Origin of the sequence: Parabacteroides sp. AF19-14 (assembly GCF_003635485.1) — a bacterium.
GTDB lineage: Bacteria > Bacteroidota > Bacteroidia > Bacteroidales > Tannerellaceae > Parabacteroides > Parabacteroides distasonis.
This window is the reverse complement of sequence record NZ_QTMJ01000003.1, coordinates 247,081-273,385: the sequence shown is the minus strand read 5'-3', so window position 1 is coordinate 273,385 and position 26,305 is coordinate 247,081. Positions and strand designations below refer to the sequence as shown.

The 26,305-nt window shown below is 45.5% G+C and carries 24 protein-coding genes; 11 read left to right on the top strand and 13 right to left on the bottom strand.

What is annotated here, in order from left to right; translation table 11 throughout:
- Positions 1 to 50 precede the first annotated feature (50 nt).
- Both DWX33_RS04510 and DWX33_RS04505 read left to right on the top strand, forming a co-directional pair.
- Positions 51 to 494 (top strand): PepSY-like domain-containing protein, encoded by a 444-nt coding sequence (locus DWX33_RS04510; protein ID WP_005864826.1) that lies wholly within the window; start codon positions 51 to 53, stop codon positions 492 to 494.
- Positions 495 to 543: 49 nt separating this feature from the next.
- Positions 544 to 1,386, top strand: coding sequence for a PepSY-like domain-containing protein (locus DWX33_RS04505; protein ID WP_005864824.1), 843 nt, complete (start codon positions 544 to 546; stop codon positions 1,384 to 1,386).
- 109 nt (positions 1,387 to 1,495) lie between these two features.
- On the opposite strand, the gene DWX33_RS04500 is transcribed toward DWX33_RS04505, so the two are convergent.
- From DWX33_RS04500 to truA, 3 genes are read right to left on the bottom strand one after another with little or no spacing between them, the layout of a single operon-like run.
- Positions 1,496 to 2,125 carry a DUF3256 family protein gene (locus DWX33_RS04500; RefSeq protein ID WP_005864822.1) on the bottom strand — a complete coding sequence of 210 codons (630 nt, stop codon included), beginning with the start codon at positions 2,123 to 2,125 and terminating at the stop codon, positions 1,496 to 1,498.
- An 11-nt stretch (positions 2,126 to 2,136) separates the two neighbouring features.
- The gene (locus DWX33_RS04495) at positions 2,137 to 3,033 is read right to left on the bottom strand and encodes a DMT family transporter (RefSeq protein ID WP_005854727.1); all 897 of its coding nucleotides are present in this window, start codon (positions 3,031 to 3,033) and stop codon (positions 2,137 to 2,139) included.
- A gap of 3 nt (positions 3,034 to 3,036) precedes the next feature.
- Positions 3,037 to 3,795, bottom strand: coding sequence for a tRNA pseudouridine(38-40) synthase TruA (truA, locus tag DWX33_RS04490; protein ID WP_122379942.1), 759 nt, complete (start codon positions 3,793 to 3,795; stop codon positions 3,037 to 3,039).
- Positions 3,796 to 3,925: 130 nt separating this feature from the next.
- Here truA and DWX33_RS04485 point away from each other — a divergent pair, with 130 nt between their 5' ends.
- The 4 genes from DWX33_RS04485 (at position 3,926) to DWX33_RS04470 (ending at position 10,140) form a co-directional block, all read left to right on the top strand.
- Positions 3,926 to 5,524, top strand: coding sequence for an aspartate:alanine exchanger family transporter (locus DWX33_RS04485; RefSeq protein WP_122379918.1), 1,599 nt, complete (start codon positions 3,926 to 3,928; stop codon positions 5,522 to 5,524).
- Positions 5,525 to 5,551: 27 nt separating this feature from the next.
- Positions 5,552 to 7,519, top strand: a complete 1,968-nt coding sequence (locus tag DWX33_RS04480; protein ID WP_122379917.1) for an alpha-L-arabinofuranosidase C-terminal domain-containing protein — start codon at positions 5,552 to 5,554, stop codon at positions 7,517 to 7,519.
- Positions 7,520 to 7,540: 21 nt separating this feature from the next.
- The gene (locus tag DWX33_RS04475; RefSeq protein ID WP_008773413.1) at positions 7,541 to 7,903 is read left to right on the top strand and encodes an MmcQ/YjbR family DNA-binding protein; all 363 of its coding nucleotides are present in this window, start codon (positions 7,541 to 7,543) and stop codon (positions 7,901 to 7,903) included.
- A 92-nt stretch (positions 7,904 to 7,995) separates the two neighbouring features.
- The gene (locus DWX33_RS04470; RefSeq protein WP_122379916.1) at positions 7,996 to 10,140 is read left to right on the top strand and encodes an HRDC domain-containing protein; all 2,145 of its coding nucleotides are present in this window, start codon (positions 7,996 to 7,998) and stop codon (positions 10,138 to 10,140) included.
- On the opposite strand, the gene DWX33_RS04465 is transcribed toward DWX33_RS04470, so the two are convergent.
- Together DWX33_RS04465 and DWX33_RS04460 are read right to left on the bottom strand one after the other, a co-directional pair.
- The gene (locus DWX33_RS04465; protein ID WP_057326676.1) at positions 10,111 to 11,478 is read right to left on the bottom strand and encodes an MFS transporter; all 1,368 of its coding nucleotides are present in this window, start codon (positions 11,476 to 11,478) and stop codon (positions 10,111 to 10,113) included. The genes DWX33_RS04470 and DWX33_RS04465 overlap by 30 nt on opposite strands.
- 6 nt (positions 11,479 to 11,484) lie before the next feature.
- A complete protein-coding gene (locus DWX33_RS04460; protein WP_008780164.1) occupies positions 11,485 to 12,108 on the bottom strand; it encodes a DUF4923 family protein in 624 nt (207 codons plus the stop codon).
- 89 nt (positions 12,109 to 12,197) lie between these two features.
- Between DWX33_RS04460 and DWX33_RS04455 the strand changes: the two genes are divergently transcribed.
- Complete coding sequence (locus DWX33_RS04455) at positions 12,198 to 14,204, top strand: hypothetical protein (RefSeq protein WP_122379915.1); 2,007 nt, start codon at positions 12,198 to 12,200, stop codon at positions 14,202 to 14,204.
- Between the two features lie 70 nt (positions 14,205 to 14,274).
- Here the strand turns inward: DWX33_RS04455 and DWX33_RS04450 are convergent, their stop codons facing one another.
- A complete protein-coding gene (locus DWX33_RS04450) occupies positions 14,275 to 15,273 on the bottom strand; it encodes a class II fructose-bisphosphate aldolase (protein WP_005854709.1) in 999 nt (332 codons plus the stop codon).
- A gap of 223 nt (positions 15,274 to 15,496) precedes the next feature.
- Here DWX33_RS04450 and DWX33_RS04445 point away from each other — a divergent pair, with 223 nt between their 5' ends.
- Positions 15,497 to 15,751, top strand: coding sequence for a type B 50S ribosomal protein L31 (locus DWX33_RS04445; RefSeq protein WP_005854707.1), 255 nt, complete (start codon positions 15,497 to 15,499; stop codon positions 15,749 to 15,751).
- Between the two features lie 89 nt (positions 15,752 to 15,840).
- Positions 15,841 to 16,938 carry a phosphotransferase enzyme family protein gene (locus tag DWX33_RS04440; RefSeq protein WP_005854705.1) on the top strand — a complete coding sequence of 366 codons (1,098 nt, stop codon included), beginning with the start codon at positions 15,841 to 15,843 and terminating at the stop codon, positions 16,936 to 16,938.
- Positions 16,939 to 17,003: 65 nt separating this feature from the next.
- On the opposite strand, the gene DWX33_RS04435 is transcribed toward DWX33_RS04440, so the two are convergent.
- The 6 genes from DWX33_RS04435 to DWX33_RS04410 form a co-directional block, all read right to left on the bottom strand.
- Positions 17,004 to 17,396 (bottom strand): Dabb family protein, encoded by a 393-nt coding sequence (locus DWX33_RS04435; RefSeq protein WP_057319801.1) that lies wholly within the window; start codon positions 17,394 to 17,396, stop codon positions 17,004 to 17,006.
- Between the two features lie 313 nt (positions 17,397 to 17,709).
- Complete coding sequence (locus DWX33_RS04430) at positions 17,710 to 19,011, bottom strand: PAS domain-containing sensor histidine kinase (RefSeq protein ID WP_057319800.1); 1,302 nt, start codon at positions 19,009 to 19,011, stop codon at positions 17,710 to 17,712.
- A gap of 12 nt (positions 19,012 to 19,023) precedes the next feature.
- The gene (locus tag DWX33_RS04425; protein WP_122379914.1) at positions 19,024 to 20,394 is read right to left on the bottom strand and encodes a sigma-54 dependent transcriptional regulator; all 1,371 of its coding nucleotides are present in this window, start codon (positions 20,392 to 20,394) and stop codon (positions 19,024 to 19,026) included.
- 9 nt (positions 20,395 to 20,403) lie between these two features.
- Positions 20,404 to 21,888: a TolC family protein gene (locus tag DWX33_RS04420; RefSeq protein ID WP_048927625.1), complete on the bottom strand. Its 1,485-nt coding sequence runs from the start codon at positions 21,886 to 21,888 to the stop codon at positions 20,404 to 20,406.
- A gap of 125 nt (positions 21,889 to 22,013) precedes the next feature.
- A complete protein-coding gene (locus DWX33_RS04415; RefSeq protein WP_121772327.1) occupies positions 22,014 to 22,718 on the bottom strand; it encodes a LytTR family DNA-binding domain-containing protein in 705 nt (234 codons plus the stop codon).
- Position 22,719: 1 nt separating this feature from the next.
- Entirely contained in the window at positions 22,720 to 23,760 is a 1,041-nt protein-coding gene (locus DWX33_RS04410) for a sensor histidine kinase (RefSeq protein ID WP_122379913.1), read from the bottom strand.
- 218 nt (positions 23,761 to 23,978) lie between these two features.
- On the opposite strand from DWX33_RS04410, the gene DWX33_RS04405 reads away from it, so the two are divergent.
- Together DWX33_RS04405 and DWX33_RS04400 are read left to right on the top strand one after the other, a co-directional pair.
- The gene (locus DWX33_RS04405) at positions 23,979 to 24,356 is read left to right on the top strand and encodes a diacylglycerol kinase family protein (RefSeq protein WP_005854690.1); all 378 of its coding nucleotides are present in this window, start codon (positions 23,979 to 23,981) and stop codon (positions 24,354 to 24,356) included.
- A gap of 4 nt (positions 24,357 to 24,360) precedes the next feature.
- Entirely contained in the window at positions 24,361 to 24,918 is a 558-nt protein-coding gene (locus DWX33_RS04400) for a phosphatase PAP2 family protein (protein ID WP_005854688.1), read from the top strand.
- Positions 24,919 to 25,016: 98 nt separating this feature from the next.
- Here the strand turns inward: DWX33_RS04400 and DWX33_RS04395 are convergent, their stop codons facing one another.
- Positions 25,017 to 26,279, bottom strand: coding sequence for an ABC transporter permease (locus DWX33_RS04395; protein ID WP_057326916.1), 1,263 nt, complete (start codon positions 26,277 to 26,279; stop codon positions 25,017 to 25,019).
- Between the last annotated feature and the right edge of the window lie 26 nt (positions 26,280 to 26,305).

Here is a 26,305-nt window from a genome sequence, read left to right as displayed (position 1 = left end):
TTTTTCCAAAATGCATCCTTTTCTTTGCGGTATAATAAAAAACAAGGCATATGAAAAGGATCAATTATTTACTGATAGTCTTATCATTATTATCTGTCATGGCTTGTGCCGGCAACGATAAGATCACGAGTGACACCAACGTATTGCCGGTTTCCAGCCGCCAATTCATATCGGATCATTTTAAGGACATCCCGGTATCGCATATCCAAATAGAGAAAAATCTGATCCGGATTAGCAGTTACGACGTGATCCTCACGGACGGGACCAATGTTGAGTTTAACCATAAAGGAGAATGGAAAGAGATTAAACGGCATGGGCTCCCTATCCCGCAAGCGATCATTCCGGAGGTAATACAAGACCTTATCAAGAAAAACTATTCATCGAATAAGGTTGTTAAAATAGAAAAAGAGATACGGGATTATGAGATAAAGCTAGATAACGGTCTTGAGATGACATTCGACTTAAAAGGGAACTTGATTGATATCGATGACTAATAGACACTCTAAGATAAGTATTAATATATTTTTTAAGAAAATCAATCGTATGAAAACAAAAGCATTCATAATGGCAACTTTGGTTTGCAGCTCATTCGTATTCATGTCATGTGATGACGATGATGACAAATTCACACCTGAGAGTATTGTAACAAAAGCCTTTGACACAAAATATCCGGATGCGCAACGTGTCAGTTGGGAGAACGAGGCAGGCTATGTCAAAGCAGAATTTTACACCGGTTCATATGAGGCTGAAGCGTGGTTTGATCCGCAAGGCAACTGGATGCTGACAGAGACCGATCTTCCTTACAAGGCTTTGCCCCAAACCGTAAAAAACAGTTTCGAGGCAAGCCTATACGCTAAATGGAAGATAGACGATGTAGATATGCTAGAACGTCCGGACGCTGGTACCATTTACGTTCTCGACGTTGAAAATGGCGAGCAAGATGCAGACCTACATTATACGGAAGGCGGTATTCTCATCAAGGAAGTAACCGATGGTAACGGCGACAACGAGCATCGTCCCTCCGTTACCCCCAGCGCTATTAAGGAACTCATTTCAGAGATGTATCCGGGAGCGACAATCCTTGAGATAGATACGGAGGCAAAAGGTACCGAGGTGGATATCCTTCATGAGAATATCCATAAGGAAGTTTGGCTGGATACCCAGAACAAATGGTTATATACAGAGTGGGAAATACGCTCTTCCCAAGTACCCGATATCGTGATGACCGCATTCAAGGCCTCCGCATATGCCTCTTATCGAATCGATGATATCCATGTCATTCAAAAAGCGGAAGGACTCTCTTATGAGTTCGAGCTGGAGCAAGGAGACCGAGATATAACGATTCTTTTTAATGAAGAAGGGATCTTAGTCTCTCCTACCCATTAAAAAAAGACTCTTTATCGCAGTACTACTGCAACCCACGTGCAGTAGTACTGCAAAGCGGGTTGCAGTAAAACCTCATGAACTATATCGGAGTGGATGGATAAGGAAAGAATTACTGAAAATGATATTTCTGCCACGTATAGACTTTCGGTTCACTGAGATACGGCTCTATTTTCTCACGAGCCTCTTGGCTCAGATACTGAGGAGTCGTATAAATGGCGGTCAAAGTCTGATCATCCGGACTCAATCGATATTGAATTAAATCCATATCCAAATGTGAGGCGGCCTCTTGATAGGCTTCGTCTTTCTTATCCATTCCCTGCTTGATATACCAATCGGAAGTTGGCTGCGTGAATAAATCGGATGTTGCCAAAGGCTCCCAATTGGTCGTGAAAAACTCGATACGGCTATCCGGAACCGGGCCGTTTACCGTAGAGATCATACAAACCACGTAGGTATTGTTTACCAAGGGAAGTAATTTCATCTCTACCGTGCTACGCTCCGTAGTCTGTAGCAAAAGGTAATCGTTCGTTAGCTTTTGCAAGGTAGAAAAGCCATTCATCGTATTTTTCAGCCGGGATTCTTTTCCTGAAGTATAAAGATCCACCAAATCCTTTCGCCAAGCGTGCTCCAATTGAGGAATGTATTGGTCTGGCATCGCCGTGAACACACTTGTCATATCTTGTGCGTTCATTCCCAACGCAAAGACACAGATCAACAACGTAACTATAACTCGTCTCATTATCTAATTTTCTATTTTGTCCCCAAATATAGGAATATCATTCCTAACAACACAAGGAATAAGTCGATCGCCTTGTTCTTTAAGTTTTTTTCATGGAAGAAGATGGCTCCCGCCAAGAATGTCACCAATACGTTACTCCGACGTACCATCGATACGATCGAGATCATGGAATCCGGGAATGTCAAAGCATAAAAGTATACCCAATCCGCCACGCATAAGAATACGGAGATAAAGATGATATTCCATCGCCATTGGAAAGGCGTGCTCTTTTTCCGGTTCGGATACCATAGAAACAACAGGATAAATGACATGATAACACATTGATAGACATTAAACCAGACTTGTACCGTCATCACATCCATGCTACGCATCAAATGCTTATCATACAATCCGCTCATCGCCCCGGTCAAGATAGATAGGACCGTGAAGAAGATCCATTTATTATGGGCAAAATGAATCCCCTCTTTCTTCCCCGATGAGGAAAGGAGATAAAAGGAAGCGATAGAAAGCAAGACTCCGACCCATTGAAATAGATTCAGCCGTTCCCCGAACAGAAGCATCGCGCCCAGTAATGTAAGCACGGGCTGGCTGGCCTTGATCGGCCCGGTTATCGTCAGCGGCAAATGTTTCAAGGCAAAATACCCCGATATCCAAGAGGATAAGACGATCACCGCCTTTATCAATACCTTCAGATGGTCCTCTAAAGAGGCACGGGGTACATACACCATCGTCCCGTCCAAGCAATCCGTATAAAAAGAGAGCAAGATGAACGGGACGAAAATCAAACTGCTTATGAGCGTATTGAAGAATAAAACGGGAATAACGGCATTCCCATTTAACGACATTTTCTTATTGACCTCGTAACAACCTAACAAGAAGGCGGAGAGGAAGGCTAGAGCTAACCACATGGTTTAACCCTCCACAGGAAAGAGTTCTTCCGGGTACGTGACGTCTACCAAGAACAGGGCGTGTCCCGGCACGGAGGTTCCGGCCTTGCAACGATCCTTTGCCTCAATCACGTTTCGGAAGCCGTCTATCGTTAAACGTCCTCTTCCGACTTCCAATAAAGTACCAACGATCGCACGCACCATATTACGAAGGAAACGGTCTGCACGGATCGTAAACACCCAAATATCCCCTTCTTGCGTCCAACCCGCATGTTGGATATGGCAATTATTCGTCTTTACATCCGTATGCAACTTACTGAAACTCGTAAAATCGATATAATCGAATAAGACCTTACAAGCCTCGTTCATAGCCCCGAAATCCAAACGACCGGGAAGCTTATAAACCAGCTCATAATTAAACGGGTCTTTCTTTGTCGTAATATAATATTTATAGGTTCGTGAAGTAGCGTCGAAGCGGGCATGCGCCTCCGGTACGACTGGCACGATCTTATAAACGGCAATATCTTTGGGCAGGAGCCTATTCAATTTTTCCGCAAGGAATACCAAATCCCCGATCGGTTCCTCCCAATCAAAATGGGCGATCATCAAGCGGGCATGTACGCCGGCATCGGTACGGCCGGCCCCCACAATAGGTACGGGCTTACGCATTAAGGTGGCCAAGGCCTCCTCTATAGATTGCTGCACCGTCATACCATTCGGCTGGATCTGCCAGCCCCGAAAATTCTTTCCGTTATATCCCAGATATATAAAATATCGTCTCACGCTTATGCTCTTTACTTTATCTTTTCTAAAATGTGGCACAAAGGTACAGAAATCCAGCAAAGCCATTGCCTAAATGGACTAAAAAGTTTAATTTTGCATCATTAATAGCTTCATTTCAAAACAATCTGACATGTTTGAAACATTACTTCAGTCTTCTTATTTTGCCCTGTTCCTGATCATAGCGCTTGGATTCATGCTAGGACGGATACAGATCAAAGGTCTTTCGCTAGACGTATCGGCAGTTATTTTCATCGCCTTGCTATTCGGTCATTTCGGGGTTATCATACCTAAGGAATTAGGGAATATGGGGCTGGTATTATTTATCTTTACCATTGGTATCCAAGCGGGCCCCGGATTTTTCGACTCCTTCCGTTCCAAAGGCAAGACACTCATTATCCTGACGTTATTAATTGTCGGTTCGGCATGCCTGACAGGAATCTTATTCAAGTATATCTTGGATATCGATACCCCGAGTATCGTCGGTCTGATCGCCGGGGCATTGACGAGTACGCCCGGTTTGGCAGTAGCGATCGACTCCACGCAATCATCCGCCGCATCCATCGCCTATGGTATCGCTTATCCGTTCGGCGTAATCGGTGTGATCCTTTTCGTGAAACTATTACCCAAAATACTTCGCAAGGATTTGATAGCCGAGGCTAAAACGCTGGAAACCCAACGGAAAAGCCAATATCCTACGTTACATACCGCCGCATTTAAAGTCACGAATAAAAATATCTGCGGAAAGAGTTTGGCTCAATTGCAGGTACGGGCCATGACCGGAGCGGTAGTCTCCCGTATCAAGCACAACAATGTCATTTCTATGCCAACTCCCCATACCTCACTTCACGAGGGTGATTTATTGAAGGCCGTAGGTAATGACAAAGCCTTGGAGCAACTGACATTATTGTTGGGAGAACGTGTCGAGGGAGATTTACCGTTAAGTGGCGGACAGACTTTGCAATCCTTGTTACTTACCAATAAGAGCATTATCAATAAATCGCTAGGGCATTTAAATTTACAAGGCACTTTCGGTTGTACGGTAACCCGTGTGCGTCGAAGCGGAATCGACCTTTCTCCAGAACCTAATTTAGTGTTGAAGTTTGGAGATAAGTTGATGGTCGCCGGCGAGAAAGAAAGCGTAAATGAACTCGCCCAATTCATTGGCAATGATGAGAAACGTCTTTCGGATACAGACTTTTTCCCGATCGCTATGGGTATCGTATTAGGCGTATTGTTTGGAAAATTAAATATATCCTTCTCGGATTCCTTCTCATTCTCTCCGGGACTAACCGGCGGTATCCTTATGGTTGCCTTGGTATTAAGCGCCATCGGAAAAACAGGTCCGATCATCTGGTCAATGTCCGGTTCCGCTAATAACCTGCTTCGCCAATTGGGATTATTGCTATTCCTCTCCGAGGTCGGGACATCCGCCGGTGTAAATCTGGTTTCCACTTTCCAATCAAGCGGTTTAACTTTATTCGGAGTCGGTATCGCTATAACAATGATCCCTATGATTATAGCCGTATTAGCTGGATATTATTTCTTTAAGATCAACATTCTCGATTTAGTCGGAACAATCGCCGGCGGTATGACCAGTACCCCGGGACTTGCCGCCGCAGATTCTATGACAGACAGCCCAGCCCCAAGCGTAGCTTACGCAACGGTTTATCCGATAGCGATGGTATTCTTGATCTTGTTTATACAGATGATAGCGAATTTGATCGTCTAAATCTTTATTTACTGAAAAACACAGAATATGAGAAGAAAAAACATGAAAAAAACCGCAGCTTTATTCCTCTTAAGTGTAGGTGTAAACTGCATGACCGCACAAGACATCGTACCTGTCCATGAGTTTGACATCGATGTACAGAAAGTAGGTTCGCCTATCCAGTCAACCATGTATGGAATCTTCTTCGAGGATATCAATTTCGGGGCAGATGGAGGATTGTATGCGGAACTAATCAAGAACCGCTCCTTCGAGTTTGAGAATCCATGGGGAGGTTGGGAACCTTTCGGCGATGCAAGCATAGCTGAAAAGAATCCCTGTTTCGACAAAAACCCCCATTACGCACACCTGACTTATGCCGGGCAAATCACCGGAACCGGTCTGGAGAACGAAGGCTTCAAAGGTATCGGTATAAAGGCTAATGAAAATTACGACTTTTCCTTATATGCCCGTACCGAGACCAATAACCCGATCAAACTACGTATCGAATTGGTAAATAGAGATAACGATATTTATGAGACACAACACCTAGAGATAAAAGGAAAAGACTGGAAGAAATATTCCGTTATCTTGTCTCCCAAAGCTACCGAGGCTAAATCACGCCTACGCATCACGATGGAAACGGCAGGCACCTTGGATCTGGAACATATCTCCCTTTTTCCAGAAAAGACATTCAACAATCGCACGAACGGCCTACGCCGCGATCTAGCACAAGCGTTGAAAGATCTAAAGCCGGGAATCTTTCGTTTCCCGGGTGGATGTATCGTTGAGGGTACAACCATCCCCACACGCTACCAATGGAAAAATACGGTAGGCCCCATAGAGAACCGGCCTATCAATATCAACCGGTGGAATTATACATTTCCTCACAAGAAATTCCCGGATTATTATCAATCTTACGGTTTGGGATTCTTTGAGTATTTCCAATTAAGCGAAGATATCGGAGCCGAGCCCTTGCCCGTATTGAATTGCGGGCTGTCATGCCAGTTTGAGAATGAGGGCATGGACCAACATGTACCGGTAGATAAATTACAACCTTATATAGACGATGCCTTGGACTTAATCGAATTCGCCAATGGCCCGGTTACCTCCCAATGGGGCAAAGTGCGTGCAGATATGGGGCATCCGGCTTCTTTTAATCTGAAATTTATCGCTATCGGTAACGAGCAATGGGGACCGTTATATCCCGAACGCCTCGAACCGTTCGTGAAAGCCATCCGAGCCAAATATCCGGAGATCAAAATCATCGGCAGTTCCGGCCCTAATTCGGAAGGAAAAGATTTCGAATATCTATGGCCGGAGATGAAACGCTTAAAAGTAGATCTGGTGGATGAGCATTTCTATCGCTCACCGGAATGGTTCCTACATAGTGCCAAACGATATGATTCGTATGATCGGCAAGGCCCCAAAGTGTTCGCCGGTGAATATGCTTGCCACCCGACTAACCGGGAGAATAGCTTCCTGACCGCATTATGCGAGGCTGCGTTTATGACCGGTCTTGAACGGAATGCCGACGTGGTGGAATTATGTACATACGCCCCTTTATTCGCACATGTCGATGCGTGGCAATGGCGTCCGGACTTAATCTGGTTCGACAACCTAAACATCGTGAAAACTCCTAACTACTATGTACAACAATTATACGGGCACAATGCCGGAACAAACGTATTGCCCCTGACGATGAACAAAGAAGCCGTTACCGGGCAAAGCGAGCTATTCGCCACAGCCGCCCTCGACAAAGGCACAAACGAGCTCATCATCAAAATCGTCAATACCGGCATCCAGAGCAAAAAGATCCAATTAAACCTAAACGGAATCTCATCCGGCAAGCATAAAGGAAAGTTGATGGTCTTACATGCCTCAGACTTAGAAGCGAAGAACACATTGGGTAAACCGGAAACAGTCATACCCATTGAATCAGCGGTGGAACTAGAGGCTCCCGCTACTGAAGTCTCCGTCCAACCATTGAGTTTCTTAGTCTATAGGATATCGCTATAATCTATCATACATACGAATGTTATGAATATTGAAGAGTTTAGGGAATATTGCCTTTCGTTGAAAGGTGTTTATGAAAAAATGCCTTTCACGAATGTTCCTGATCAATACAGTCGGGACGTTCTTTGCTTTTATGTAGGAAGTAAATGGTTCTGCTTCGTAAATATCGAAGTATTCGATTTTTGCTGTATCAAATGTGACCCGAATGAATCGGGAGAGTTGCAAGCTCGATACTCTGGCATAACACCCGGTTGGCATATGAATAAAAAATACTGGATTAGTGTCTATTTTAATCAAGATGTACCCGACAACAAGATCAAAGAGCTTATAAAACAATCCTACGATATCGTATATCAATCTCTTCCTAAAAAGGAAAAAGGGATGTAGATTTTAGCGCAGTTACTCCGTTTATTTTCCATTTGAGAAGGACGTTTGAAAGATTATACGTACATTTGTGAATTCACCTAAACGACTTAAATATGATGCAAACGAATTTACAATTGGACCTTGCCTTCAACTATCTGGAAAATACCGGAACCAACATCTTCCTTACCGGAAAAGCGGGAACAGGAAAGACCACATTCTTGAAAAAACTTAAAGAGACTTCCCCAAAACGGATGATTGTGGTAGCACCTACCGGAGTGGCGGCGATTAACGCGGGAGGGGTAACCATTCACTCCTTCTTTCAGCTACCTTTCGGACCGTATATACCGGGTAGCGAAATGGCCTCCGGGCAAAATAAATCCTATTCTCATAAATTCAGCCGGGATAAGATCAATATCATCCGTAGTATGGACCTGCTCGTTATTGATGAGGTCAGTATGGTACGTGCCGATTTGCTGGACGCTATCAGTGATATGCTACGTCGTTACCGGGATAGGAATAAACCCTTTGGGGGCGTTCAATTATTATTGATCGGAGATTTACAACAATTAGCCCCCGTAGCGAAGGAGGACGAATGGAATTTGTTGAGAGAACATTACGCCTCTCCCTTCTTTTTTGACAGTAAGGCTCTTTCCGAAAGTGATTATCTTTGCATCGAATTAACTCAAGTATATCGCCAAGCGGACAATACGTTCGTACGCTTATTGAACAATATCCGGGAAAACCGCTTCGACGAGAATACGCTACACACCTTAAACCAACGTTATATCCCCAATTTTAAACCAAATGACAAAGCGGGTTATATCACACTGACAACCCATAATTATCAAGCCCAGCAAATCAATAACCGGAAATTGCAAGAATTACCCGGCCCGGCTTATACGTATAAGGCAGAGATCAAGGATGACTTTCCGGCTTACTCCTACCCGACCGACGAGGTATTGGAGCTAAAGCAAGACGCTCAAGTCATGTTCGTAAAAAACGACTCTTCCGGCGAAAGACGATATTATAACGGAAAGATCGGCCGAATTGTCTTCATCAGCCCGAGCAAGATTATCGTATCCGACGAATTAGGAAACGATATCACCGTAGACCGGGAGACATGGACAAACGTGAAATATACGATCGACGAGAACACGAAGGATATCACGGAAACAATCGCCGGCTCTTTCAGCCAATACCCACTGAAAACCGCTTGGGCGATCACGATCCATAAAAGCCAAGGCTTGACTTTCGAGCATGCCATCATCGACGCATCCGCCGCCTTCTCACACGGACAAGTCTACGTTGCCTTGAGCCGTTGCAAGACATTGGAAGGAATGGTATTGAGTAGCCCGATCACTCGAAACGCCATGATTAGCGATGAGAAGATATTAAGTTATACCTCTTCCCTCTCGAAGCGTCAACCGTGTGAAGACCAACTGCGTCAAGCCCAACAACAGTATTATTTGAGATTGGCAACCGAGCTATTCGACTTCAATCCCGTACAACAAAAGTTGCAATATACATCTTACGCGGTATACACCCATCTGCAAAAACTATACCCGGAATTAAGCAACCAATATCCCCGGGTACGGGATTATTTCCGTTCGGATATAGTAGAAGTAGGCGAACGTTTCTGCCAGCAACTCACCCGTATGATCTCCAGCACGAATCTCTATGATACGGACGAGCATATACAAGACCGCATCCGAAAAGGTTGCGCTTACTTTCTGGAAAAGATCGAGACCTATTGCCAACCCTTGATAGAGGCTTCCGACGTGGAGATCGACAATAAAGAGGCCCGTAAGGCATTTACATCCGCATTAAAAGCTTTCAGCGATGAGCTTACGATCAAGGTCGCTACATTAAAAGCCTGCCAAGATGGTTTTCGTCTCATCGACTATCTATCCGCCAAGGCTAAAGCGAACATTGAGGAGTCGGCTGTTGCCAGCAAGCGGAAATCGACACGGAAATCGACGGAAGCGGAAAAGATCCCCGTCTCCACGGATGTCTTACATCCTGAGCTATATGCCCGTTTGAAACAATGGAGATACGAGCTTGCCGTAGAAAAGGAGTTGCCTCCTTACACGATCTTGCAACAGAAAGCCTTAATTGGCGTTTGCAACACTTTGCCCACGAACTCGAAAGAACTGTTGAAGATACCCGGAATCGGCAAAAAGATCATAGAGAACTACGGTGAGACCCTATTAGAAATCGTATCTTCCTACTCACCTTCCACGCATGGGAACGGGCTGTGAGATACGGAGACAACTCACGATAGCGGCGACTAAAGCGAAACCGACCGCTACATACATACAAACCGGCATACTATCGGTCGCAGAGGTAACACTAAAGATCAAAGCGACAAATGTCGTCCCCAGCGTTTGCCCCAGCAGTCGTGCCGTACCTTGCATACCGTTCGCCCCACCACTCCGGGAACGAGGGGCGGCCGATATCATCGTGCTATTATTCGGGGTCTGGAACAGGCCGAAGCCCATACCGCAAAGCATCAATCGCCAAGCGATGTCCATATTGGTGGGTTGCCCCGGCAATAAAGCCAATAGAAGAAGTCCGGTCGCATACACCACCATTCCGATACCGCCTAACAATCCGGGATGATATTTCTCGATCAGCCTCCCGGCTACCGGAGCGGTCAAGATCGTCGCTACCGGCCAAGGAGTCAACAGCAGCCCCGTCTCCACCTCATTTCTTCCGGCTACATTTTGCAAATAAAAGGGTAATGATACCATCGCCAACAACTGTGCCGTAAATGAAGTAATCGAGGATAATACGGACAAAGCGAATATCGGAATCCGCATCAAGTCCAATGGCAATATCGGAACCTCCTGCCGTAGTTGCCTGCGGATAAAAAATGTTCCGATCACCAATAGAAGAAGAACCTGTAAAGCGATCATTCTCCAGTTCTCATGATGGGCGATGCCTTCCAACGAATAAATCAGCAATCCGAAAGTCAAGGCATTCGAGATTCCACCGATCTTATCAAACTTTCGTTTCGGCCCATCCTTGCAAGGATTTTGAGGCAAAAGAAAATAACCCGTTATAATCGCGCAAATCCCTAAAGGTACGTTGATAGCGAACAACCAATTCCAAGAAGCGACTGATAAGATAGCGCCCGCCAACGACGGCCCGGCAGCAATCGATACCGCCACGACCATGGCATTGATACTCATTCCCCGCCCTATATATTGAGGAGGATAAATAATACGAAGTAAAGCGGTCGTCACGCTCATGATAGCCGAGGCTCCGATCCCTTGCAATATTCTCGCGACCGTCAACATGGCGAAAGACGAGGATAAGGCACAGAATAATGACGTTGAGCAGAATATTGTCGTCCCGATCAAGAAAATCCGCTTATATCCATAAATATCTCCCAAAGCAGAGAACGATAAAAGAGACATCGTAATCGTTAGCTGATAAGCGTTGACAATCCAGATCGTGGAGGAAGGGGATGTCCCGAATTCACGGGACAAGGTAGGAAGCGCCACGTTGACAATCGTGCCGTCCAACACGGACATGATTAATGCCAACGCAACCGCTATTACTGCCCAATAGCGCCTCGGTATAAATCGTATCATATTACATTATTTCTTCAAATCGAAACCCAGCATCATGCCATCATATTCACTTGCCAACTTATTGATAGCTTTCAAGGTCGTATTGCTGGATATAGAAGAAACCGTGCTCAAGAACTTCAGTAATTTATCCGCGTTAAAAAGCAATGTCAACTCATTACCAGAAAGGACGACATGGGCGGTAAGCGTAGAAACGGTCAGCTTCTTATTACCCACCGTATACCGTAACGTCACCGTTTTATCTTCCGGACTCACCGAGTAAGTACCTTTCAGGCTTCCCCTTTTCAATGCGCTCGTAAACGTACTATCCGAATTAAAGACATAATTAAATACACCTTCCACGATACCTACTTTCGCGCAATATTCCTTCATTTTCTTCTCTGCCTCGGTAGCCGCCAAGCTTCCCGCTACATTCTTCAAGGCATTATCACCTTCCAGTTGCAGGGCAGGGTTCACATACATCCAAGTTCCCTGTAAATTCTCGAAAGTCACGGCTTTCCCTCCGGTGACAGAAGTCACGGCGTTCTTTACGGCAGATGAATTTAAGATATCTTTCAAGGACTGTCCCTTCATGTTTCCGGGAATCAACAAAAGGCCGCATACGACCATCCACATACATAGTAACTTTTTCATCTCTTTGTTTTTTACTCAATTAGAAAAATCGGCCAAAGATACGAATATTATTCATACATTTGTTTTAAATAACTTTATACAAACATACCATGAGAAAGGAAGTCGTACGTATTTGTATGTTACTGGCCTGCGCCTTTGGCTTTATGCAAGGGCAAGCCAGCATCCAGCCTTCTATCGTAAAAGCTACGATTGACGAGCTAATAGCCAAGGACGCTAAGAATCAAGCAGGAATCACGAAGGGTGTCGAGCAAGTAGCCCGCCTCTGGCAAACCTCCGATGGGGATGAGCAAGCGTTTCAAACCTTCTGCCGGGAGAATTATCTATCCGATCCCGCCGAAAAAGACCAAGTTTTCCTCAAGATCAGCGAGTATCTTGAAGGTATCAATGGCAATTTCAACGAGATGGTACTCTGTCTGCAACGAAATTTGAACCTAGATACCGGACCTCTACACGCCATCGACGAGAAATTCGGGTCCTACAGCCCCAGTTCCCACCTAATGGACGATCTATACGCCAACAAGATCGGCTTCATCATCGCCCTCAACTTTCCCCAACTTACTCTCAAGGAGAAAGAGGCGTTAGGTGATGACCGTAAAGCATGGGCCTACGCCCGTCTGGGCGATATGTTTACGGAACGGATACCGGCGGAAGTAAAGCAAGCCGCCGCAGATACGGAAAGTGACGCAGATATTTACATCGCAGATTATAATATCTATATGGGGCATTTACTAACTCCTAAAGGAAAAACCATTTTCCCCTCCGACATGCGCTTACTTTGCCATTGGAACCTTCGCGACGAGATCAAGGCCAATTATAACAAAGGAAAAGAGGGATTGGAAAAACAACGGATGGTATATGAGGTCATGAAGCGAATCATCTCGCAAGAAATCCCGAAAGAGGTAATCAACTCGGATCGTTACGAATGGAACCCGTACGCCAATACGTTATCCCAAGCTGGAAATGAACTAGAAGGTACCCCTGAAAGCCCGGCCCGCTATCAGAAAATGTTGAATAATTTCAACGCCATGCAGCGTATAGACAAATATACGGGAAACACTTATATAGACCGTAAGTTCACGGAAGATATGGAAATAGATGTCAACGATGTAGAAGCCCTGTTCGATCAGTTCCTTTCCGCCCCCGAACTAAAGGAAGTGGGGAAAATCATCTCCAAACGCCTCGGACGCAAACTGGAAGCCTACGATATATGGTACGATGGCTTCAAGGCCCGTAGCAATCTGGACGAGAACAAGCTAAACGAGCAAACCCGTACCCTGTATCCCGATGCGGTAACGATGGAAAAGAAGCTACCGGAAATCTTACAGAAACTAGGATTCAGCCCCGATCGTGCCCAATATCTGGCGGATAAGATCGCAGTCGATCCCGCCCGTGGTTCCGGTCATGCGTGGGGAGCCTCCATGAAAGGCCAGCGTTCCCGTTTACGTACCCGTATTCCTTCACAAGGGATGGATTACAAAGGATATAATATCGCCATCCATGAGTTTGGGCACAACGTAGAGCAAACGATCTCATTATATGATGTCGATTATTATATGCTCAACGGAGTTCCCAATACGGCTTTCACCGAAGCGCTGGCCTTTGTCTTCCAGAAAAGAGACCTTGAGTTACTGGGCATAAAAGACGAGAATCCGGAAAAAGAAAAGATGGATATCTTGGATAAGATATGGAGCATGTATGAGATTTGCGGTGTTTCCATGCTGGATATCTCCGTATGGAAATGGATGTACGCACATCCTAACGCTACCGCCGGGGAATTGCAGGAGGCCGTGATCCGTCTTTCCAAGGAAATCTGGAATAAGTATTACGCTCCGGTATTCGGCGTGAAAGACGAGACCGTCCTAGCGATTTACTCCCATATGATCGGTTATCCGCTCTACCTTTCCGCCTACGCTTTCGGACAGATTATCGAGTTCCAACTTGAGAACTACCTCAACGGCAAGGATTTCGCGAATGAGGTTAGCCGGATCTTCAAGCAAGGCCGCCTCACCCCGAATGTGTGGATCAAGCAAGCTACCGGCAACGATCTTACCGTAGATCCGATGTTGGAAGCACTCCGTAAGGTATTAAAAGACTAAACTACAGACTAAAAGAAAAGCCATCCCGATACCGAGATGGCTTTCTTTATTTATATCAAGAAACTTCCGATTATAACTTGTCGTTAGAACCAAGAACGTTGATGATCTTGTGTTTGTAAAGTTTCTCCATGTTATCACGAGCCGGGCCCAGATATTTACGAGGATCGAATTCAGCCGGTTTCTCAGCGAAAGTCTTGCGGATAGCGGCAGTCATCGCCAAACGAGAGTCTGAGTCGATATTGATCTTACATACAGAAGATTTAGCAGCCTTACGCAACCACTCTTCAGGAATACCGATAGCAGCCTTCAAAGCGCCACCGAATTTGTTGATAGTCTCAACCTCTTCCTGAGGAACAGAAGAAGAACCGTGAAGAACGATAGGGAATCCCGGAAGTTTCTCCATAACAGCGTCCAAAACATCGAATGCCAATGGAGGAGGAACCATCTTACCTGTAACAGGGTCGATCGTACATTGCTCCGGAGTGAACTTATAAGCACCGTGAGAAGTACCGATTGAGATAGCCAAAGAATCGCAGCCCGTACGAGTAGCGAAGTCGATAACTTCCTCAGGATTGGTATAAGTGTGGTGGTCTGAAGAAACCTCATCCTCAACACCTGCCAATACACCAAGCTCGCCTTCTACAGTTACATCGAATTGATGAGCGTACTCAACAACTTTCTTAGTCAAAGCGATGTTCTCTTCATAAGGAAGGTGAGAACCGTCGATCATTACAGATGAGAAGCCAGAGTCGATACAGCTCTTGCAAGTCTCAAACGTATCACCATGGTCTAAGTGAAGAACGATCTGAGGATTCGGGCAACCTAATTCCTTAGCATATTCAACAGCACCCTGTGCCATGTAACGAAGCAAAGTAGCGTTTGCGTACTGGCGAGCGCCCTTTGAAACTTGCAAAATAACCGGAGATTTTGTCTCTACAGCAGCCTTGATGATAGCCTGCATCTGTTCCATGTTATTGAAGTTGAAAGCAGGAATAGCATATCCGCCCTTGATAGCCTTAGCGAACATTTCTTTTGTGTTCACCAAGCCCAAATCTTTGTAATTTACCATAGTTGTTATTATGTTATTACGTTAATGATTAAAAACTTGCACAAAGATAATCAAGATTCACGACAAATGATGCTTCAAAGCATATAAAATAACACAAAATCAACGCTCTTGAAAAAAATAATACGATTTTCTTTGTTTGTTTGTGGCAAACCCTTACCTTTGCAAGCCAAAATACCGGTTACCAAATATATACAGAGTATAAATTAAAATAGATAATAAAGCAATGAAAAAAGGTATTCATCCTGAAAATTATCGTCCTGTAGTATTTAAGGACATGTCAAACGATGATGTATTCATCACTCGTTCTACTATTAACGCTAAAGAGACGATCGAGATCGACGGCGTAACTTATCCGTTGGTAAAGGTCGAGATCTCTAACACTTCTCACCCGTTCTACACTGGTAAGTCTAAGTTGGTCGATACAGCCGGACGTGTTGATAAGTTCATGAGCCGTTATGGTAACCGTAACAAGAAATAAGATTTCTTTCTTTAAGAAATAAAAAAAGGTCACGATTTGTATCGTGGCCTTTTTTTGTATCTTCGCGGGAGTTAACATAATGAAATATCATGGCAAAAACGAAAGAACAATTACTAAACATCTTGGATCAGTTCCAGTTGGACGAGAAAGTAGTTTCCGCTGAACCATTCGGAAACGGACACATTAATGATACATTGAAAGTGACCAACGAGAAAGGGGAGATCAAATACGTGCTACAGCGTATCAACCATTTAATCTTCACCAATGTGGATATGCTGCAAAATAACATCCATGTGGTTACCACTCATATCCGCAAGAAGCTGGAGGAAAAAGGTGAAACGGATATCGACCGTAAGGTATTAACCTTCTTGCCGACTAAAGACGGGAAAAAATATTATTTCGATGGAGATAGTTATTGGCGGGTATGCCTATTCATCCCTCGCAGCAAAAGCTATGAGGAAGTAACTCCTGAGCTTTCTTATGAGGCTGGCAAAGCGTTCGGTGATTTCCAGACCATGTTGTCCGATATACCCGAGGGTACGCTGGGCGAGACCATCCCGGATTTCCATAATATGGAGTTCCGCTTGCGACAATTCCATGAGGCTGTAGCCGCTAATCCGGCAGGCCGGTTGGAAGAGGTGAAAGATTTGGTAGAGGAGATCGAGAAACGTGCCGAAGCGATGTGCATCCAAGAACGCCTGTACCGTGAGGGCCAATTGAAGAAACGCACGAACCATTGCGATACAAAAGTTAACAATATGATGTTTGACGCTGATAGCGACAAGGTGCTTTGCGTGATCGACTTGGATACCGTAATGCCGGGCTTCGTTCTTTCCGATATCGGCGACTTTATCCGTACCGGAGCCAATACGGGTGCCGAGGACGATGAGAATCTGGATAACGTAAACGTTAACATGGAGATATTCAAAGCCTATACCCGTGGATACATGGAAAAGGCCAAGGCGTTCTTAACTCCTACCGAGATCAAATTGCTACCTTACGGTGGACGCTTATTGACTTATATGCAGACCGTTCGTTTCTTAACCGATTATATCAACGGCGATACCTATTACAAGATCCATAGCCCGAAACATAACTTAATCCGCACAAAAGCTCAATTCAAGCTACTTCAAAGTCTGGAAGCCCATGCGGAAGAGATGGATCAGTTCATGAATCAATGGTTATAATATAAAGTAACTAAGGAATATAAAAACGGGCGGGGTGACTCATTGATTCATCCCGCCCATTCTTTTTATTTCGTCCAATAATCCAACACCGTAACCGCCGATGCCTTCCCTCCTAACACCTTGCCAAATGCTTTATGCGCCGGATGTACCAAATAGGCGTCCCGATCCGCATCCGAATGAAAAGTCAAGAAAAAGCAATGAGTCAAGCCCTGTTGCAATCCCTCCGGACTACAATCTGTTCCCCACTCATATCCTTTGATCAAATCGATTTGAGAAGGCAACTTACTAAAGGCATCCTCAACCTCTTTCACCTGCGCCTCGGACACATCCGGCTTAAAACCGAACATAACGACATGGCGAAGAACTTTCTCCGGCTTTTGAGTATTCGAACAGCCTACCATAGATACCGAGAACGCAATAACCGCAAGGATAGATAATACAGATACTACTTTCTTCATGATATTCAAGATTAGATTTCTATTGCTTTGTTATACGTTGCAAAGATAGTATAAAATCCAGTACAACTTGTCCAAAACCTCCATATCCTTTAGCCCTTTCCATCCTTATCTTTAGACTTTTCCTCAAGAGACATCCATCATCTATCAACTGTTGGACGATCATGCAACGGCTGGTAGAAGATCATGCAACAGTTGGTGGACGATCATGCAACGGCTGTCGCATGATGAACACAAGCAGACAAAAGGGCTAACATCTGTAAGGATACAGCCTAAACCTACAAGGGAAAAACCTAATACTATAAAGGGATTATTTTCAAGCGAACCAAATCTTAAACCTCGTCAATCCATCCGGATAAGAGCGAAGAGAGAATCGGCAATCATGTTTTAACAGCACCTCACGGATAAAGATCAAGCCGATGCCCTGTCCGTTCGGCTTCGTAGAGAAGAACGGGCTGAATAGTTTCGTTTCCGTATCCTTGTCGATGCCCTTGCCCGTATCGGCGATCTCCAAGCAGGTGGGACGCACTGTCGTCCGGATATAGATCTTTCCATCCCGATCGATGGATTCGGCGGCATTCTTGATAATATTGACCAAGACTTGCTCGAATAAGGAATTATCCAAATTCACGACTGGAGATTCCTCGCTCAGATCCATGACAATCTCGATATTCCGGTTCTGGCAAACCGTCTCCATAAAGCGTTTGCAAGCGAACACCACTTGGTTCAATTCTTGCGGACGGCTTTGAGGTTCGGGTATACGCACCACATCAGCGAAATTGGTGATAAAATGGCTCATGCTATAACAACGTTCTATGGAGACCCGCAAAACCTCGCAGACATCCTCCATATCCTCCATCCCACTGAAAGTAGACTCCAGCGTATCCAAGGTAGAGGTGATACCCGCGGTCGTATTATTCACCTCATGAGAGATCATACGTATCACCTTCTCATACGCCTTCTTCTCGGCCTTGAACACCTCTTGGGTCAACGTCTCTATCAAATAAAACTGGTGGTGAAAGCCCCGGTCCACGAATGAAGAATGCGTACATTTATAAATATTAGCGTCGTTCAATCGGACGGTTTGCGCTTGATACATCGGAACCCGTACCAATTCTTCCGCCAAGGGAGAATCTAGTTGGAGAAAACGTTTTCCCACCATATCCTCCGAGCTTTGTGCGCCAAACAATTTACACGCAGCCGGGTTCATGGATAGAATCTCCTCATCCAAGTTCAAGATGATCACTCCCATCGGAGAGGCGTTGACCAGCAAGTCCAAGAAATGGTTTTGCTCCCGGAGGTGCAAACGCTCATTCTTCAACTGCTCCATCATCTTATTAAACACATCGACCACCCGGTCCGCCTCCGTTTGCCCAACCTTTCCCAAGCGGGAACTAAAGTCTTGCTCTTTCAACAACTCCATACCGTTACCGATGATATGCAAGGGCTTTATGATACGGCGATAAAAGACAAATAAATAGATGATCGTAAGCAAGACCAAGGCTTCTACCGCGAAAAACATCCGGATAGAAGACGTATAAAAGACATAATAAGTCACCACCGCCAATATAGTCAACAGCAGCGTCGTCAATATCCAGAATAGTCCTTTCAGCCTCATCCTTGCCTCTTCTTATTTATCGACCGGGATTCCGTATTTCTCTAATCTCCGGTACAAGGCGGCACGACTGATTCCCAGCGCCGTAGCGACATGCGATAAATTACCTCCATGCGCTTCCAAGGAGCGTAAGATGGTTTGCTTCTCCAACTCATCCAAGGTCAAGCCCTCCAAAGAAGACGGAATCGTTGATTTAGAGCCGGATGTATTCATGCAATGAACCTCGAAATCAGCGGCATCCAAAAGCGTCTTACCCGACACAAGGATCGTCCGCTCCACCAAGTTCTTCAACTCACGGATATTACCGAGAAAAGGAAGACGGCTTAAATAGGTCTGGGCATCCGATGAGAACTCCACCCTCGGTAGCCCATTGACCTCCGATTGCTTATCCGCGAAATATCGGGCCAGCAATGGGATATCCTCCCTTCGCTCACGCAAGGCGGGTAAATGCACCGTGATCAAATTGATCCGGTAAAAAAGATCCTCACGGAACGTACGGTCCGCCACCATCGATCGTAAATCCCGGTTCGTAGCGCTTACGACCCGTATATCCACCTTCCGGGGGTGGCTATCCCCCAAGACCTCAAAGGTCTGGTCTTGCAATACCCGAAGTAGCTTTACTTGGCAAGACAGTTCCAAATCGCCGATCTCATCCAAGAAGATCGTACCTTTGTTCGCCATCTCGAAACGTCCTACCCGATCCATGTACGCATCCGTAAAAGCCCCCTTCTTATGTCCGAACATCTCGCTCTCAAAAAGACTCTGGGATAGTCCGCCTAAGTTTACCTTCACGAAAGCCTCTTTCGACCGGGGACTATTCGCATGGATCGCTTCCGCTATCAGCTCTTTACCCGTACCGCTCTCGCCGGTAATCAAAACAGAGGCATTTGTCGGGGCGATACGCGAGACCGTCCCCAATATATCCATCAAAGCGGCACTTTGCCCCACGATCTTATCAAAATGAAATTTATGGTCGGCATCCGAACGGTTCAAGGGAGCGTTTGTCTCCTTCTTCTGCTCGCTCAATTCCAAGGCGGTTCGGATCGATTTCAATAATACCAAGTTATTCCAAGGCTTCGTGATAAAATCGAAGGCTCCGGCTTGCATTCCCTGCACCGCCAAAGAGATCGATCCCCAAGCGGTCATCAAGATCACGGGTACATCGGGACGAAAGATCTTCACCTGTCTCAATAATTGAATCCCCTCCTCGCCCGTGGTAGTCAGCGTGAAGTTCATATCCATCAAGATCAGCTCCGGCGCCGTGGCACGGACCACCTCCAAGGCCTCCTTCGGCCCCGGAACCGCCTCCGGCCGGAAACCCGCACGTTTTAGCAGGAATGTAAGCGAGGAACGAACAGCCGCGTCATCATCTATTATCAGTATCATATAATCAATTTATCGTTTCACGATTTCCTCGAAATCGGCATCTAATGTACGATTATTCAAGAAATCATACAATGTTATACTACGGATGTTATAAAAATAGCGCCAATAATAATACAGTTCTTGGATATGCTTTTGCTTCGCATCATCCTTCGAACTCTGGGCGTCATTCAAGTCTAGGATATCGATCTTTCCGATCATGAAAGTCTCGATCGAGGTCTTGTAGCGCTTTTCCGCCAACGTGTCCACCTCGGCGGCTATCTCCAATTGAGCGGCCTGATTGTTGAAATTCTCCACCAAGAGGAAGATATCTTGATTGAAATCCATTTGCTCCTGACGGATCTTGGAAAGTACGACATCCCGATTCGATTCGGCTACTTTTACCTTACCTTTTCGTTTTCCCCAGTCCAAGATAGGAATCGAAAGCCCGACCTCTACGATCTGGTTATCTTTCAACGGGTTGTAAGCTCCTCGCATGGACACATCCTTACCGGTATAACCCACGGAGGCAAACAGGTTAATACTTCGACGGTTTCCCTTGGCGGTCGCCACATCATAATCCGCTTCCAACTGGCGGCGCATGATATTCTTTGAGAACGAGTTATTTTCTTGAGCCTTCTCCAATACCGCCTGATAATCCATACGGACCCCTTCTATCGCCTCGGGAAGAACAGGCTCGATCACGTCTTGCTCGCTCATCCCTAAAAAGGAACGGAGCTTGAACATCATCGCGTTATAATTGGATTGAGCCTCGGTTAGCTTACCTTTCGCTTGCAAGGCCGACTGTTTCAAACGCATCAACTCGCTCTCCGAGATATGCCCGATCTTACGCTTCGCTACCGCTATGTCATAGAGTTTATTGGCGTTCAGCAAGTTCTGATTACAGATATCCAGATTATCTTCCGCCAACAGTAAGTTGAAATAATTCGTGATGGTAGCGATCGTTACATTCTCCACGTTCTCCATATAAGCGGCCTTAGCCTCTTGGTAACGAACAGGCTCGATACGACGTTTCCATTTTTGGTCATTCACGCCGAAGATCGGTTGCGTCAATGTCAAACTAACAGGTACGCTCATAAACTCGTTGTAAGCGCCACTACCTAGCTGACGGGTAAAATCCAAGGAGGTATTCAAGGCGATCTTACCTCCGGTCAAGGCTATGTTCTGGGCGATAGAGATCTCTCCATTTAAGCCTAAGGCATTGTTTTGCACATAGGTATAAGAACCATCCGATTGCTGGTACTTCGAGTATTGCTTGCTATATGAAGGCAGAGTCCCCGTAAATATCACTTCCGGCAACTGATCCGCCCGATGCGTACGGAATTCCCAATAGGCCGTTCGCAACTCATTGAGCGCCACGGCAGCGTCTACGGATTGAAGCTGTGCGATCTGGATCGCTTGCCGCAGGGTTATTCGAACTTTATTCGTATTGTCTTGGGCACATACTCCCGAAATCCCCGCCCACAGACAACACATCGCTATATAGATCCTTCTCATCTTAGTATAAGTTTTTTTATCCTGCCTAAGGCAAAAGGCATGCCAAAAACATATACTATTGATAATCCGATAAATAGGAATATTTAAAGTGTTCGATAATGAACAGTGTGTTCGTTTTTGGATACTTATCTTTGAATGAGTTGATTATTGACGATCGATTTATAGACCTCTTCCCGTAAAGGGCGCGACACCGGTATTTTATGCTCCCCAATGATTAATAGATTTCCTTCTATCGCTTGTACATAAGAAAGATTTACGATGAAAGAGCGGTGCACTTGCATAAAAATTTGTGCCGGCAACGTTTCCAATATACTCTTCAACCGGAGATGAACGATCTCTTTGGAAGTGAGGGTATGGATAACAATATAGTTCTCCATGCCCTCTATAAATTGAATCTCCTTTAAATAAAGCCTTTTAAGTTGCTTCTCCGTCTTGACAAAGATATAAGCAGGCTCCTCGCTTTTCGATGTAGATTCCATCAACGCATGTGCTTTATTGACCGATTTCAGGAAACGGGAAAAAGAGATCGGTTTCAATAAATAGTCCACCACGTCAAACTCATATCCTCTCAACGCATACCGCTCGTATGCCGAGGTGATAATTACCTTCGGTGTGTTCTGAGCACTCTCCAAGAAGTCCAGTCCAGACATATCCGGCATCTCTATATCCAGAAAAAGCAAATCCGCCTGAACCGAATTCAGCATATTATTGAGTTGTATAGCGTCCTCACATTCTCCGACGATGGTCAGAAAATCAATTTTACCGATGTGTCGCCGAAGTCCTTTTCTGGCGATTGGCTCATCATCCGTTATGATACACTTTATTTCCATATTATTCTGATAAATCAATACATAACTCAACCCTAAAACGGGTATTGTCTTTTTTTATACGTAACTCATGTTTATCCGGGTACAATAGCTCCAACCGTTTTCTCAGATTGTCGATCCCAATGCCTTTCCCCTTTCTTTGTTCCAAGAAATCCGGATTGAAAGTATTGCTTACTCCAAAGCATACCTTTGAATCCTCTTTCCGTATAGATACTTGTATCCGATACGCTCCGCCTATATATTTAAACGCATTCTCCAATAATGGCTGGAAAAGCAACGGGTGTATTTTTTGTCCGGTCAATTCCGGGTCAAAGGACTCCTCGAACTGTAAGCGTTTCGTCATACGAAGTCGCTGGAATTGAATATATGTTCGCAAATAATCAATCTCCTCTTCGATCGTCACTTTCGTATTTATATCATATAATTGATAACGGAGTAAGTCCGAAAGTAACTCTACAGCCTCAATCGCTTCCTCATTTTCCTCATCGATCAAGAAATAGATCGTATTCAAGGCATTAAACAGGAAATGGGGATGGTATTGCATCTTCAGCAGCTTCAATTGCGTTTCCAGCTGATCTACTCTCAGTTTCTCCAATTGAACGATTTTCTCCGAATAGCGTTTGGCTAATATATTATTACGGATCAAGAAATAGTATAGGAGAAAGATCGGCACAGCTACCGCATTGATCATTAACGCCTCTCCCCACCGATAGGTCGTTCCATTTATAGAATAGATCACGATATATAAGCCGATATTGAGCACGACTAAATTAAACAAGACCACCCATAGATATTCCCGGAATACCGGGCGGGACCTCCGCTCTTTATTCCTATCTAAAAAAGTATTAGCCAAGTAATTAAAAAACAAATAAGATAAGCTAACGCCGATCAATATAATAGCAAGGGCCTTGATACGCCCGATCCACGCATCCACTCCCAGTTCCCACATGCGGACACCATAAGCGACATCCGTAACAATCCACAGGCAACAGATCGTCAATATCGCCATTAGCAACGGACTTAGAAAGTTATATTTTATCTTCATATCTGATTTCAAGCCATAAATTTATTCTTTTACTTTGATCTATGCTCGTATCACGGGCACTTTTTTAATCAACGAAGTTATCGTTCCAGATAAAAACCAACAAGTAATCTTGACGAATTGCGGAATATGAAAGGTGAATATCCTGTTTGTTCGTCAGGATATGCGATAAAGGCAAAAAATACCTATATTTGCCCTCCTCAATAAGAGATGCTATAAAAATGAAGAATGACGGTTTCACATTTCGAAAGAGAGCCAGAAGCTTTAAATTCGCTTTCAACGGAATCAAGCTATTGATCACGAAGGAGCATAACGCTTGGATCCATTGTTTCGCGGCAGTTTGTGTACTTATAGCCGGGGTGGTATTCGGACTTTCCCGCATGGAATGGATCGCAGTAACGATCGTGATCGGAGCGGTATTAGCTGCCGAGGCGGTCAATTCATCCATCGAGGCCCTAGCAGATTTGGTCTCCCCTGAGTATAATGAGGCTATCAAGCGAACGAAAGACTTGGCGGCGGGAGCTGTATTATTGATGGCGATAGCGGCAGCGATCGTCGGGTTTATCATTTTTATACCTAAAATAGCAACTATATTTTAAATCTATGAGACATATCCTTTTCGCAATTACAATGCTCATGCTATGCCTGTCCGTTAACGGACAAGAATTGAAGGTGACTGGTAGCCGGAAAGCCGTACGAACCTCGGGAGACGTATTGGTGTTTATCACTCCGGTGGCGAGTCTAGCGACCGTATTGGCAACCCAAGATTGGCAAGGGCTGAAACAAGGCGTATTCACCGGGGTTACGACATTGGGCGTAACCTATGCGCTGAAATACCTAGTGAAGAAAGAGCGGCCCGACTTCAGCGATAATCATTCGTTCCCATCCATGCATACCTCCGTATCCTTCGCGGGAGCCGCTTTTATCCAAAGGCGTTATGGATGGAAATGGGGTATTCCGGCTTATGCGGTATCTACCTACGTGGGTTGGAGCCGGGTCTATGGAAAGAAGCATGATTGGTGGGACGTGGCGGCGGGAGCCGTTATCGGCGCCGGTAGCGCCTATATCTTTACCCGTCCGTTCGCAAAGAAACATAACCTGTCTATCAGCCCGGTAGCGGGAGACGGGCATTATGGGGTATATGCGTCAATGACGTTTTAACTCGCGAATTTTTGCCAAGCACGAAAACAGCCCGGCCATGTATCGCTACAAGACCGGGCTTTCAATTGTGTGTATGTGTGAAATATGTAAGTTAACTCTTATTCATAATGCAGAGCCTCCGCCGGCTCCAAGCGAGCTGTCGAGCGGGCGGGATACCATACGCCACAGATGATCATGAGGACGATCAAGACAAACGTAATCCCTCCGCAAATCGCGAAGCGCAGCCACGTGAACGGAAGCTGATAGGTATCTATCAAATCCATATGGGCGATGTTGAAGCTGATGACTAAGGACGGGATAAACGCCAAGACCAGCAATAGGACACCCTCTCCCACCATGATCGAGTTCAACTGACGGCGGGTAGAGCCTAAGGCCATCCTAAGCCCCATCTCGCCTTTGCGATATTCCGTACGGAACCAGAAGGTACCGATGATGCCGAGGAATATATTCGCCAATAGGAAGCAGGCTACCGCCACACGGGTTTTCACCTCGTTCTCTACGCCGATCGAACGGATATAACCGTTGCGAATATATGACAAGGGCTGTACGTCTAGCAGATAGAGGTTGCCTAGCCGAAGCTGTTCGGCCATATCCTTGCGGAAGCGTGCGGGGAAATCAGCATTATCGACATCCGGACGGACACGTACGCAGAGTCGCACGGCATCTATCATCCCCTCATAGTATCCTTCCTCCATCCGGCTTAGCCGCAGGGCCCTATAGACGTTGGGTTCCGCCTTGGTGTACTCATGACGGCGGATGGGGACGCTGATACCACGGATCGTCTCCTCGATCTCGTCGGTCACATTCCCCCGGTACGCCTTTTGCCCGAGTAGGGAAAGGCCGGGATTCATCGTCTCCACGTCGGCGGAGATTACGATGGAGTTGTTATCCTCGATGGCCCGTTTCAAGGAAGCCGTCTTGCCGTCCTTATCATAGATACGGAACACGTCGAAGAACTCCGGGGTGACGAAAGCATAGCGGCAGGGCACCTGCAATGTATCAATCCGCCAAACGAGGTTACGGCTTCCCATATAATAAGGCATCCCCCCATCCGTAAGGCAAGCCGATTCCACGCCGGGATAGGTGCGGATACGATCCAACGCCGTCAGCAGATGAACACCATCCGGCCGCTCCCGCTTCTCCTTCGGGATATAATCCGGGCTTCTTTCCGAAAGGCTGCTGATCACGATGCTGTACGTATGCCGGATATCGAAGCCCAGAGGAGCCGTATACGTGCGCCCCATCACATACAGGTAGTCCACAAGGAACCAAAGGAAGACCGAGACCAGCAATAACTCAGCCCACAACCAAGCGTTTTGCTTGCGCTGGTTCCAGATCAATTGTAATAAATGTCGTATCATATCTTTCTATTATTTTAGTATAGCTA